At 70.5% G+C, this 12,452-nt stretch carries 9 protein-coding genes; 5 read left to right on the top strand and 4 right to left on the bottom strand.

What is annotated here, in order from left to right; all coding sequences use genetic code 11:
- Window positions 1-29: 29 nt before the first annotated feature.
- Window positions 30-1,187, top strand: a complete 1,158-nt coding sequence (locus tag FHX82_RS35770; protein ID WP_183177049.1) for an Lrp/AsnC family transcriptional regulator — start codon at window positions 30-32, stop codon at window positions 1,185-1,187.
- A 4-nt stretch (window positions 1,188-1,191) separates the two neighbouring features.
- Here FHX82_RS35770 and FHX82_RS35765 read toward each other — a convergent pair whose 3' ends face one another.
- Both FHX82_RS35765 and FHX82_RS35760 read right to left on the bottom strand, forming a co-directional pair.
- Entirely contained in the window at window positions 1,192-2,733 is a 1,542-nt protein-coding gene (locus FHX82_RS35765; RefSeq protein WP_145936344.1) for a CoA transferase, read from the bottom strand.
- 14 nt (window positions 2,734-2,747) lie between these two features.
- Window positions 2,748-4,520, bottom strand: coding sequence for an acyclic terpene utilization AtuA family protein (locus FHX82_RS35760; RefSeq protein ID WP_183177048.1), 1,773 nt, complete (start codon window positions 4,518-4,520; stop codon window positions 2,748-2,750).
- A gap of 133 nt (window positions 4,521-4,653) precedes the next feature.
- On the opposite strand from FHX82_RS35760, the gene FHX82_RS35755 reads away from it, so the two are divergent.
- Window positions 4,654-5,175 (top strand): TetR/AcrR family transcriptional regulator, encoded by a 522-nt coding sequence (locus FHX82_RS35755; protein WP_145936342.1) that lies wholly within the window; start codon window positions 4,654-4,656, stop codon window positions 5,173-5,175.
- Window positions 5,176-5,288: 113 nt separating this feature from the next.
- Here the strand turns inward: FHX82_RS35755 and FHX82_RS35750 are convergent, their stop codons facing one another.
- Window positions 5,289-5,939, bottom strand: coding sequence for a TetR/AcrR family transcriptional regulator (locus FHX82_RS35750; protein ID WP_229880281.1), 651 nt, complete (start codon window positions 5,937-5,939; stop codon window positions 5,289-5,291).
- Between the two features lie 167 nt (window positions 5,940-6,106).
- Here FHX82_RS35750 and FHX82_RS35745 point away from each other — a divergent pair, with 167 nt between their 5' ends.
- Window positions 6,107-7,336: an FAD-dependent oxidoreductase gene (locus FHX82_RS35745; RefSeq protein ID WP_145936341.1), complete on the top strand. Its 1,230-nt coding sequence runs from the start codon at window positions 6,107-6,109 to the stop codon at window positions 7,334-7,336.
- A gap of 238 nt (window positions 7,337-7,574) precedes the next feature.
- On the opposite strand, the gene FHX82_RS35740 is transcribed toward FHX82_RS35745, so the two are convergent.
- Entirely contained in the window at window positions 7,575-8,204 is a 630-nt protein-coding gene (locus tag FHX82_RS35740; protein WP_183177047.1) for a TetR/AcrR family transcriptional regulator, read from the bottom strand.
- Window positions 8,205-8,332: 128 nt separating this feature from the next.
- Here FHX82_RS35740 and FHX82_RS35735 point away from each other — a divergent pair, with 128 nt between their 5' ends.
- The gene (locus tag FHX82_RS35735; RefSeq protein WP_229880382.1) at window positions 8,333-10,444 is read left to right on the top strand and encodes an acyl-CoA dehydrogenase family protein; all 2,112 of its coding nucleotides are present in this window, start codon (window positions 8,333-8,335) and stop codon (window positions 10,442-10,444) included.
- 47 nt (window positions 10,445-10,491) lie between these two features.
- Window positions 10,492-12,452: acetate--CoA ligase family protein (locus FHX82_RS35730; RefSeq protein WP_183177046.1), on the top strand; the 1,961-nt coding region annotated here is incomplete at its 3' end.

Genomic DNA, 12,452 nt, shown 5'->3' with positions numbered 1-12,452 from the left:
CGGTCGAGTGTCGGGAGAGAATGGACGCGATGGATTCCCAGCGCAGGATGCGGCACGAATTCGAGGACCTCATGCAGGATCGGCCACTCACCGACGAGGAATTTCGGCTTCTCGACGCCTTGCAGGTGTGGCCGCGCGCGCCCTGGTCCGTCCTCGGCGGTGTGCTGGGGGCCGACCCGGTGACCGTCTCCCGGCGCTGGGAACGGATCAGCGCGCGGGGGCTGGCGTGGATCACCGCGCAGCCGCCCGCCCTGCGGGAGTCCCACGGCGGGCTCATCGAAGTGGACTGTGCCCCCGGAGCCACCGAAGCCTTCCTGGAGCAGGTGAGTGACGACCCGGAGTGCCTGTCCCTCGACGTCACGTCGGGTGCCCGGAACCTGTTGCTCACCGTCGGCTGCGCCTCGGCCGGCGCGTTCAGCCGGTACCTGGCCGAACGGATCGGGGCTCGGCCCGGAGTCCGTGCGGTGCGGGCGAACCCGGTGGTGCGGGTGATCGCGGGTGGCGACCAGTGGCGGCTGCACGCGCTGGACAAAACGGAGTCCGACCAGGTGGCCGCCGCACGCGAGCAGGACCTCGCCCGCCGCCGCGCGGCCTGCCGGGGGCGAGGCGAGGTCGATCCGGAGGTCGCCCGCGTCCTCGCCCGTGACGGCCGCGTCACCGCCCAGCCGATCGCGGACGACCTGGGCGTTCCCGTGCGGGTGGCGCGGCGGGCCCTGGCCGCCACCCTGGCCTCGGGCCGGCTCGCCCTGCGGCTGGACATGCCGCGCTGGGCCACCGGCTGGCCGGTCTCGGCGTGGTACTTCGCGCAGGTGCCCAGCGCGCGGCTGAGCGAAGTGGGGGACAGACTGCGGGCGCTGCGCGCCGTGCGGGCCGTGTTCTCCGTCGCCGGGCCGGCGAACGTCATGATCAACCTGTGGCTGCGCGAACTCGGTGAGGTGGAACAGTTCGAAGCGGTCATCGAGCAACGGCTCCCGATGCTGCACGTGATCGACCGCAGCCTCGTGCTGTCGGTACGCAAGCGCATGGGCCGGGTCTTCGACTCCGGCGAACGGCTCAGCCGGACGGTGCCCTGGCAACGAACTCTTCGTGAGGACGCCGGTCCGCAAGCCGCGACCTACGCCGTGTCCGACGATCACCGACGGACAGGTGATCGCGGGTTGCGGAACCCCGGGCCACCCGTGCGGTGACGGATCAGGGCCTGAGCGCCCGGGCGATCGCGGCCACGTGGACCTGCCGTGGGCGGGGCAGCCACACCGGCTGGTCGGCGCCGCGCGGGGACAGCACGTTGAGGTAGTGGTGCGGGGTCCGGGACAAGGTGACGTTTTCCGTGACGCCCTGGTAGATCCCGAGCGGGGTGAGCGAGGTGAACAGCTGCGGGTCGAGCAGCTCGTGTTCGCCGCCGCTGCCGACGGCCCGGTGGACGTAGTCCCAGTCGAAGAAGCCGAGGGTGACCGCCCACATCGCCGCGCGCGTCAGCGACACGTGGACGCGGTAGCTGCCGCCTTCGGTCGCGCGGCGGACGAGCGCGGCCATCGCGCCGGTCGCGCCGAGCCAGGCGACGAGGTAGTCGTTGATGATCGACGTCGGGGGCAGTTTCGGTTCCTTGAGGCTGCCTTCGGCGGCCACCATGCCGGTGACGGCGCCCGCGACCTGGTCGAAGCCGGCGCGGCGGGCCCAGGGGCCGGTTTCGCCGTAGCATCTGGCGGTGACGTGGATCAGGCCCGGCCGGACGGCGAACGCCTGCTCGGCGTCGACGCCGAGTTCGGTGAGCAGGCCGGGGCGGCGGTTGGCGTAGAAGATGTCGGCGTCGCGCAGCAGCGCGCGCAGCGTCGCCTGCCCGTCCGGGTTGCGCACGTCCAGGCGGGTCGAGCGGACACCGACGTTGGCCGTGGCGATCAGCGGGTCCTCTTCGAACTCCATGACCCGCCAGACGTTGAGTACGTCCGCGCCGAGCGAGGCCAGGGAGCGGCCGATGCCCGCGCCGGCGATGACGTGGCCCATCCCAAGCGCGCGGATGCCGGACAGCGGGTGGGTGCCCCACTCGGGCAGCGGCTCGGGCGGGGTGTCGGCGACCTTTTCGATCTCGATCAGCGGCCGGGACGCGAGGTGCTCGAACACCGGCTCCTCGACGAACTCCTCGACGCTGCGGACCTTCGCGAACACGATGCCGTGCTGCTCGCCGAGCGCTTCGAGCTCGTCGGCGCTGTGGCGGGCGATGGCGCGGCCGAGGGCCTCGGGGTTGTCGGCGCAGTCGAGGACGGCGAGCATCTTCGACTTCAGGCCGGGGTAGATGTTCGCGGGGATGACGTGCCGGCCGTCGCGGGTGGGGTAGAAGCTCAAGTAGGCGCCGACCGAGCGGTCGGTCATCGGAGCGGGGTAGCCGTTGAGGGTTTCCCACTTCTGCTCCGACGCGGGGGCGAGGCGGCGGATGGCCTGGCCGAGATCGACGGTGATGTCCTGGCCGAGGCCGGTGCGCATCCGCCACAGCTTCGCGGCGATCACCGACTGCTGGGCCAGCGCGACCGCGGCTGCGCCGCCGATGCGCAGGGCGCTGGGCATCAGCGGGTCGCGCTTGAGGAAGGTGATCGTTCCGCCGCTGTCTTCGGGGGTGAAGCCCAGCGGGGCGAGGAGGGCACGGAGTTCGGCGTGCGGGTCGAACTCGTCGTCGGTGGCGCGGTTGTACACGGCTTTGAGCATGGCGTCGCGCAAAGCCTGCGGGTTGGTGCTTTCCATGGTGGACTCTCCGGTCAGGACAGCAGGGCGGTCGGGACGTCGACGTGGCGGGCGCGGAGGAACTCGCCGAGGGACTTGCCGATCTGGTCGAGGGCGAGGTTGGCCGAGCCGCTGGGCGGGAAGTAGCCGCGCAGCACGAACGAGATGCCGTGCAGGTTCGGTTGTTCGTAGCGTTCGATCACCACGTCGTCCGGGCAGCCGAGCAGTTCGCGGAGCCGGTCGGCGGTGAGGAACGCCGCGAGCCACGGCCACGCGGCTTCGTTCCGGGACCACACGCCGAGGTTGGCGTTGGCGCCCTTGTCGCCGGTGCGCGCGTAGACGATCCGTCCGAACGGCACCGTCTCGGTGGGACCGAACGAGGCCGGATCCGTCGTGCTGGAAGGAGTTTCGGGCTGGCCGGTGAAGTGGGTCAGCTCCGGTGGCGGAGCGATGTCCAGGACCCGGCCGTCGGGCAGGTGGACCTGGTGGTGCAGGTCGGCCTGGCGCACGAGCCCGGGCCAGTAGTCGATCCGCGGCTGGCCGGTGGCCGCGTAGATCTGCGTGATGTCGACGTAGAAGCCGGGGATGCTGCCGAGGCCGTAGGAGTTCAACTGGTTCAGGAACCCGGACACCGTCTTCTGCTCCGCTGCCGCGACGGCGACCTGGACCGCGACGGTAGCCTGCCACTGGTCCTTCGGGTCGGGGACCGGCTGCCCGCAGACGAAGAAGCGCAGCTCGTCGACCGGGTTGTCCTGGCGCGCCCGCTCGGCCTGGGCCTTGAGCACGTCGATCTTGGCGTCGATGTCCAGGCCGGTCGGGAAGAGCCAGACCGCACCGCGGTAGCCGCGCTGGAAGTTGACGCCGGCCTTGGTCGTCTCGGACGCGGCGCTGCCACGGGCGCCGGTGACGCGTACCCGGTCCGGGCCGTCCTGGGCCAGCTCGATGGAGTCGGTGTGCCAGGTGACGTCCGGGTTGAGGTAGCGCGGGCCCTGGACCTCGTACATCAGCTGCGCGGTGACGGTGTCGACGGTGACCGCGCCACCGTCACCGGCTCGTTTGGTGATCACGAAGCTGCCGTCCCCGGCGACCTCGGCGATGGGGAAGCCGGGCAGGGTGTTGTCGTCGATGCCGGTGAACCCGGCGAAGTTGCCGCCGGTGGCCTGCGGCCCGCATTCGATGATGTGCGCGGCGGCGGTCGCACCGGCGATGCGGTCCAGGTCGGTTCGCTGCCAGCCGTGCCACCACGCGGCGGGGCCAGTGACGAGGGAGGCGTCGGCGACGCGGCCGGTCACGACGATGTCGGCGCCTTCGTCGAGGGCGGTCTTGATGCCCCAGCCGCCGAGGTAGGCGTTGACCGCCAGCAGCTCGGCGGGGTCGACGTCCAGGGTGGCGCCGGTGTCCATGTTCTTGAGCTGGCCGTCGGCGATCAGGTCCTTCGCGGCGTCGGTGAGGTCGTCACCGGTCACGTACGCGACCTTGAGCGGCAGGCCGAGAGCCGCGATTTCGGTGCGGATCGCCTCGGCGAGACCTGCCGGGTTGTAGATCCCGGCGTTGGTCACGACCTTGATCCCCTTCTCGGCGATCGCGGGTAGCTGGGGACGCAGCTGGCGAAGGAAGAACTCCGAGAAGAACCGGCGACGGCCCTCGGGGTTGTCGTGGAAGCCGGCGACGACCATCGACATGGTGATCTCGGCCATCGAGTCGCCGATCACCACATCGACTGGGTCGCCCTGCACGGCTTCCTCGAACGCGGAAAACCTGTCACCCATCGCGCCGGAGAAGTTCGCGATCCGGACCGGACGCGCCATGGCGACCACCTCCACTAGTTTCGTTGACACCTGTCGTCGAAACCCACGCTAGTGCTATCGTGGACAGGTGTCAACAAAAGAGCCTCTGCGATCACCCGCTCGCACCGCCAGTGCCGACCCCCGTGCCGCGCGGGTGCGCGATCAGCTCCGGCAGGCCGCGTTCGAGCTGATCGGGGAACGCCGGGTGGAGCGGATCTCGGTCAGCGACATCGCCCAGCGCGCCGGGGTCAGCAGGCAGGTCTTCTACCAGCACTTCCGCGACCGGGACGACGCCGTTGCCCAGGCTGTGGCGGCTACGTTCCTCGAGCTCGCCGCGGACACCGGGGCGGACGACCCGCGCGCGGTGATCCACCGCCTGTGCGACTTCACGGCCCAGCACGCGGAGCTCTACCGCAACCTTTATCCGAGTTCGGCGTCGCAGCAGACCGCCAACGCCTACCGGGTGCTGCTGCACCCCGCGTGCGTCCGCCTCGTCGAGGAACTCGCGTCCCCGCCCGACCCCGCCACCACCGAGACACTGGCCGAGTTCGTCCTGGGCGGCATCATCGAAGTCGTGCGGCTGCAGGCCGAAGCGGCGATGTCCGACGCTCCGGCGACCGCCCGGTTCCTCCGGAGCCGGGTCGACGCCTGCCTCGACCTCCTCGGTAGGCCGTGACCGAGCCCGAAGGCGGGAAGCGTTCCCGGGTGGTGACGCCCGCGCGGTCCACCAACTGGCTGACCAGCTGCTCATCCAGCCCGACAGCGTGGTCCGGATCCGCCGGGTTCTCCCTACAGCAGGTATCGCTGCGCCATCTCGACGAGCATTTCGAGGAAGGTCTCGTCGTCGGTCGCGGCACTGGTGAAGGCCGGGCCGTAGGCGGTGCGCAGGACGAGTGTCGAGAAGATCGTGGTGAACGTGTGCCGGATCGCGATTTCGGCGTCCGGGTGAGCGATGTCGTCGCGGGCGCGGAGCAGTAGTCCGGTGAACAGGTCACCGAGGTCCTGGCTGTGGCGCGCCCCTCGGCGGTAGACCTCGGGGTGAACGCTGGAGATCAGGACCACGGCGCGCAGAAACGCGGCGTGACGGGTGAAGAAACCGGCGACCTCCCGCACGGCGCCGGCGACGAGTTCGTGGGTGGGCTGGTGGCGCCAGCGCTTGTCGTCGAGTACGTCGTATTCCGCGCGCAGCCGGGCGATGCCGTGTTCGTAGACCGCGAGGAACAGCGATTCCTTGTCGTCGACCCGGTCGTAGATGGCGCGGGGCGCGACGTTGGCGCGTTCGCAGACGGCGGCGATGGTGAACGCCTGGTAGCCGCCTTGTTCCAGCAGCGTCACACCGGCGTCGAGGACGCGGTGCCAGGCCTCGCGCGTGCGGCGCTGCAGCGGGGGACGGACTGGGAGGTCCGCGACGCCGCCCATGTCGGCTGCCGGTGTGCCCATGTTCCCGCCCTTCCGTGACTGGCTGATCGTGATTGTCGCATCCAGGGTTGACAAGACCGTAACGGGGACTACAGTTCGCCTCGATCAAATCGTAGTATTCACTACGGTTTGGCGAAGGGGTGCCCACTCGACGTGTGGGCGTGGGAATTCTCAACGAGGAGAAATCGATGAACGCGTCCGCGACGAAGCGAGGCCGCGTGGCCGTGATCGGTGCGGGTCCGGCCGGCATGGCGACCGCGATCTCGGTCGGGCAGGCAGGTCACGACGTGGTGCTGCTGGAGCGGTATCCGCAGGCGAGGCCGGCGGGCAACATCCTGAATCTGTGGCCCCCGCCGATCAAGGCGCTCGGTCTGATGGGTGTGGACACCGAGGATCTGGGAGCGCCGTGCCACAGCGAGTTCCGGAATGCCGCCGGGCGGCGCCGGGTTTCGGTCAAGCTGCCCGAGGAGGTGGTTCGCGAGTACCGGGGCGGGTTCATCGGCTTGCTGCGGCCCGAGTTGTACGAGCGGCTGCTCGCGACGCTGCCACCGGGTGTGCTGCGCGTGAACAGTCGCGTGGAGAAGGTCGAGCAGGACGAGACCGGTGTTCGTCTGTCCATGACGGACGGTGAGGTGATCGAGGCCGACGTCGTGGTCGGAGCGGACGGCATCGATTCGCTGGTGCGGCGCACGTTGTGGGGTGATTCGCCGAAGCGGGAGCACAACTTGCACATCTTCGGCGGATTCACCTTCGACGACGTCGGGGCGGAGCGGGGCTTGTGCGTGCTCTCCCACGACCGCACCGTCCAGGGCAGCTGGACCGCGATCCGGCACAAGGGCCGCGACGGGTTCCAATGGTGGGTACTCGGCCCGCACGAGGCGAGCACCGACTTCAGCGGCGACCTGCACGCCACCGCGGCCGCGATGGCGGCCGGGTTCGCCGCCCCGCTGCCACGGCTGGTCGCCGCGACCCGGCCGGAGGACGTGCAGCGCTGGGTGCTGCGTGACCGCAAACCGCTCAGACAATGGTCGAAGGGCCGCGCCACGATCGTCGGCGACGCCGCCCACCCCACGTCCCCCTACGCTGCCTATGGCGCCGGAATGGCCACAGAGGACGGTTATTTCCTCGGCCGCAGGCTGGCCGGTGTGGACCTGTCCGACTATGCCGCGGTGCGGCGCGCCCTCGAGGAGTTCGAGGCGCCGCGTAAGCCACACACAGCCCGCCAGTCCCAGCAGGCCTGGTTCCTCGGGCAGCTGTTCCATCACGCGCCGCGGCCAGTGCGGTATCTGCGGGATCTGATCCTGGACCATACCCCGTTGCTGCAGAAGGTGGTCGGTGAGTCCTCGCCGGCCGAGATCGTGAGTCAGCTCAAGGAAATCGACCGCGCCGAAGCTCGCTTCACCCAGGTGAAATCGTAGGAAATGCTCGGCGGCGACCGGTTGCCTCGACTCGCCCGTCGGATCCATGGCGTCCGGCCGGCGTTTCACGCCACCGGGCGAACATCCACCGTGGAACGCTCCCTATCGGGTGGGGGATCAGGATGAGGCGCACGTCCTGCCGGTGTCGGGCATTTCCTGCACCAGGAGCGGCCCGAGGAGTTCGACCGGCTGCTGCTCGGCTGGCTCGCTTCGCTGGGTGCGTGACGGCGGACTGCCGTCATTTCCCGGCGCCTGGGGTGCTCAGCCCGCGCAGAACCGCGTCCACCAGCGCGCCCACGAACTCCTCCGAGCCGGCCACCACCCGGTCGAGGAGGTCCGGCGGGGTGCTGTGGACGCGGTTCGTGACGGCACCGACGACCATGTCGAGGACCAGCGTCGGCGACGTGCCCGGCGGGAGTTCGCCGCGGCGGATGCCTGCCCGCACGATTCCGCGGGCCGCCGCGGTCACCCCTTCGCGGTAGGACGCGGTCGAGGCCGCGACCTCCGGGTGGTCCGGCGTGTCGAGGAGCATGCGGAGCACCACGCGGCCGTGCGAACTGAGCAGGTGGTCCAGCGTCGTGTGCGCGAGCGCGAGCAGGTCGTCGCGGAGGTTGCCGGTGTCGATCCGTTCCACATCGAACCAGCGCGCCTGGAAAGTCTGGGCGAGCAGCTCGCCCCGTGAGCCCCAGCGCCGGTAGAGCGAGGGCTTGCCGATCCCGCTTTCCCGGGCTACCGCTTCGAAGGTGAAACCCGCCCAGCCCGTTTGCGCGTACAGCCGGATGGCCGCGTCGTAGACCTTGTCCTCCACCCCGGGATCGCGGGGGCGGCCGCGGCGGCCCGGGGCGGCTCCGATCTCGGTGTCCTCCACGGCGACCACGATACGGGGAGCCACCCGGCACACTTGCGTACGGTGTGCGTACGTAATAGCTTGGGTGGGGTGCACGCGACGTGCGCCTTGCTTTTCCCGGAGGTTCTGCGGTGTCCGCGTTGACGAGGGTGGAACTCGAGGCGTTCCTCGAGTCGGTCGATGGTGAGTTGGAGCGTGCCTGGGGATCGGCGACGGCGGCCGGCGAAGCGCCGGAAAACGCGCTGGCGCCGGTGTGGTCGGTCGCGGCCGCGCAAGGGTGGACCGGGCTGGCCGAAGACGGTGCTGTCGATGCCGTCGTCGGCGCGGCAGGCCGTGCGGGCCGGGTCGCCTGCCCCGTGCCGCTGGTCGACGTCTTCGTGGCCGGGGAACTGTTCTCGGACGACCACAGCGTGGCCGAGCAGATCACCACGGGGGCGATCCGGCCCGTAGCGGCCGTCGCCGACGCGGATGTCCTTGTAGTGCACCATGTCGAGGCCGCTTCGGTCGCTACCCACCTGCTGCTGCTCGGGACGGACAGGGCCGTGCTCCGGCCCATCGCCGAGCGAACCGTGACCGCGGGACTGGCCAAACCGGACTGGTCCGAGGTCACGCCCGCGGCTGAGGTGACAGCGGACGTCTCTCCGGGCTCGGCGGCGATCGAACGGGCCAAAGCGTTGCTACGGCTGGGCTTGGTGGCGCGAGCTGTCGGCGCGGCAGAGCGAACTCTCGAATTGTCCATCGCGCACGCCAAGGATCGCGTCGCGTTCGGCAAGCCCATCGGCAGCTTCCAAGCCGTGTCGCACCGGGCCGCCGACGGGGCGACTGCCATCGCGGCGTCCCAGCAGTTGATCAGTGAAGCCGTTTCCGCGCGCATCGCCGGCCGGGCCGACTCGGATCTCGCCGCCGAACTGGCGGTGGCGTTCGCCGGCCCCGCCGCGGTGCGGGTGCAGTTCGACGCGCAGCACACCCTTGCCGCGCAAGGCTATTTCGAGGAACACGAGGCGCCTTGGCTGTTCCGGCGGGTCAACGCCGACGTCGCGAGCCTGGACGAGATTCCGCTGGCCGCGGGTGAAGTCGCGGATGTGCTCGTCGAGACGGCGGTGCGAATGCCGGCTCTCCAGCTCGGCGCCGAAGCGGAAGAGTTCCGCCGGGAGGTGCGGGAGTTCCTCGGCCGCCGTGGTCGCGATGTCGCTGTCCGGCACGCCGACGACCGGCTCACCGAGGAGGAAGCCGCCGCGGTCAGGGAACGCGGGTATCTGACGATGGCGTGGCCGCTCGAGGCCGGCGGCATGGCGGCGTCCGTCGAGAAGCAGACGGTGCTCGGGGAGGAGTTCTCCTACGCCCGTTTCCCGTTGTCCGGCAAGGCGGCCGTCGACCTGCTGGGCACCGCGGTCCTCCGCCACGGCACCGAGGAGCAGAAGGAGCGGCTGCTGCCGCTCATCGGCCGCGGTGATTTCCCGTTCTACCTCGGCTATTCGGAGCCGGAGACCGGGTCCGACCTGGCCGCGCTGCGCACGCGGGCGGTGCGCGACGGCGACGAGTGGGTGGTCGACGGCCGCAAGATGTGGGGAACGAACGCGCACAACGCGGAATGGGTCTGGCTGGCCGCGCGCACCGATCCGGACGCGACCCCACCCCATGCCGGGATCACCGTGTTCCTCACCCGGGTCGATCGGCCGGGTTTCGAGTTGCAGCGGCATCGCGCGCTGTCCGGGGAGACGTCGTGCTCGACGTTCTTCGACGACTTCCGCGTGCCGGACAGCGACCGGGTCGGCGAGGTCAACGGGGGCTGGAAGGTCATCACGACCGCGCTGGCGCAGGAACGTGTCCTGATGGCCAACATCGCAGCCGAGATCCTGCGCCTGCTCGACGACATGCTCGCCGAGATCCGCAAGGACCCCGGCGGTACCGTCGGCGCCCGTGGTTCGGCGAAACGAGCGCTGATCACGCAGCTGGCCGCGCGCCTGCAAGCCGCCAGGGTCCTGGTCAACGCCGGCATCCGGGCCACCTCGGCCGGTGACGGGGCCCGGCTGGAAGCGCCGATGGCGAAGATCATCGCGAGTGTGCTCTACGAGGACTTCGGCGAGGCCGCGCTGCGGATCTTCGGCCCGGCCGCCGCGCTGGGGGAGACCGTGCCCGGGGTACCGGGCCGCGGCGCGTTCGAGTACAACCTGCGGCTGTCGATCATGCACGTCGTCGGCGGGGGCACCATCGACATCCAGCGCAACCTGGTCGCGCGTGCGCTCGGACTGCCCCGTTGAAGCAGTGGCCGCATCAGGAAGTCCAGCAGGAACGGGAAGGAGCGGGTGTGCCGAGGACGATCACCCCGGAGCGACTGGATTCGTTGTTCCGGCCGCGCAGCGTCGCACTGGTGGGCGCGGCGAACAAGTCGATGTTCTCCCAGATCGCCTACCGCAATCTGGTCGAGTTCGGGATGGCGGAGCAGACGTACCTCGTCAACCGCCGTGGTGCGGAAACCCATGGCAGGCAGACCTTCACCTCGTGCCGGGACATCGGGCAGCCGGTGGACGTGGCCTACCTGATGGTGCCACAGGCGGGGACGCTCGGCGCGCTGTCCGACGCGGCGGCCGCGGGGATCCGCAACGCCGTCATCCTTTCGTCCGGCTACGGCGAAGCCGGTGAGGTGGGGCGGCGCGCGGAGGCGGAACTGGTGGCGCACGCCGAGGCGCTCGACATGGTCCTGCTGGGGCCGAACCACCTCGGTTTCGCCAACTTCGCCGACCGGAAGCCGGTCGTTTCGGTGCCGGGCCTGCCCCAGCGGGCGGGGTCGGTGGCGTTGCTGTCGCAGAGCGGGGCGAGCAGCGCGGCGATGCTGGACTTCGCGAAGATGTCCGGGTCGGAACTGTCCTATTTGGTCACACTCGGCAACGAAGCGATGATCACGGCCGGGCACGTGCTGGACTATCTCGTCGACGACGAGGCCACCCGCGCGGTCGCGATCTTCATGGAGACGATCCGGGATCCGGGGACGTTCCGGCGTGCCGCCCGTCGCGCGGCTGCCGCGGGCAAGGCGGTGGTGGTGCTCAAGGCCGGCAGTAGCGAGTTGTCCGCGCGGACAGCGGCCGCGCACACCGGCGCTCTGGTCGGTGACGATCGCACGATCGACGCGGTGTTCGCGGATCTCGGGGTCATCCGCGTGGATTCGATCGAGGACATGCTCATCACCGCGGGCGCCGCGGCGCGGCTGGGCCGGCTGGCCAGGCCCGGGGTCGGCGTCGTGTCGATCTCCGGCGGCGCCTGCGACATCATCGCCGACCGCGCCGAAGACCACGCCATGCGGCTGCCCGAGCTGGCGGAGCGGACGCGCACCGCGGTCGCGGAGGCGATGCCGAGCTACGGGACCGTGCAGAACCCGCTCGACATCACCGGCGCGGCCATCATCGACCCGGGCCTGTGGCCCAAGACGATCGCGGCCTTGTCCTCGGATCCCTCGATCGGGGTGGTCATGGCGGTCAGCGGTCTGCCCTGGGAGCGTGAGGAAGGCCCTTACCGGGCGCAGGCGTACGTCAACGCGATCGGTGCGGGAATCGAGCAGGCCGCCGTCCCGGTCGTCTACGTCAACCAGGTCATGCAGCCCATCACCGAGTACACCCGCGAGGTCCTGGCCGAGGGCCGGATTCCTTTCGCCATCACCGGTTTGCGGCAGGCGGTGTCCGCGCTGAGCAAGCTGGCCTGGTGGTCGCAGGCCACCACGGGTGCGGGCGCCGAACCGTCCCCGGTCACGGTGCCGCCTGCCGGAGATCGCCAGGGAGCTTGGTCGGAAGACGCCGCGCGGAAGCTGCTGAGCGACGCCGGGATCCCGGTCGTACCCGCGGCCTTGGCGCGCTCGGCGGACGAGGCAGCCCGTGCGGCGGCGGAGTTCGGCGAGCCGGTGGCGGTGAAGCTCGTCTCGCCGGAAGTCCTGCACAAGAGCGACATCGGCGGGGTCCGCCTCGGGGTGGCCGGTGAGGCGGCGGTTCGTGAGGCCTACGAGGCCGTGACGTCCGCGGCGAAGTCCGTGCCTGGCGCCCGGGTAGAGGGCGCGCTGGTGTCCCCGATGCGCGGGAACGCTCTCGAGCTGCTGGTCGGCGTGGTCGCCGATCCCCAGTGGGGTCCGATGCTGGCGGTCGCGCTGGGCGGGATTTTCGTCGAGGTGCTGAAGGATTCCGCGCTGGCGCCGCTGCCGGTGTCCGCGGGGCGCGCGGAGGAGATGCTGCGCGGCCTGCGTGGTGCGGCCCTGCTCGACGGCGCACGCGGACGAAGCCGCGC

The sequence above is a fragment of the Amycolatopsis bartoniae genome, assembly GCF_014191255.1.
GTDB lineage: Bacteria > Actinomycetota > Actinomycetes > Mycobacteriales > Pseudonocardiaceae > Amycolatopsis_E > Amycolatopsis_E bartoniae.
This window is presented reverse-complemented; position numbering and strand designations above follow the sequence as displayed.

Coding starts and splice junctions, on each gene's coding strand:
- FHX82_RS35770 (WP_183177049.1), top strand. CDS start 30: ATGGATTCCCAGCGCAGGATGCGGCACGAATTCGAGGACCTCATGCAG.
- FHX82_RS35765 (WP_145936344.1), bottom strand. CDS start 2,733: ATGGAAAGCACCAACCCGCAGGCTTTGCGCGACGCCATGCTCAAAGCC.
- FHX82_RS35760 (WP_183177048.1), bottom strand. CDS start 4,520: ATGGCGCGTCCGGTCCGGATCGCGAACTTCTCCGGCGCGATGGGTGAC.
- FHX82_RS35750 (WP_229880281.1), bottom strand. CDS start 5,939: ATGGGCACACCGGCAGCCGACATGGGCGGCGTCGCGGACCTCCCAGTC.
- FHX82_RS35745 (WP_145936341.1), top strand. CDS start 6,107: ATGAACGCGTCCGCGACGAAGCGAGGCCGCGTGGCCGTGATCGGTGCG.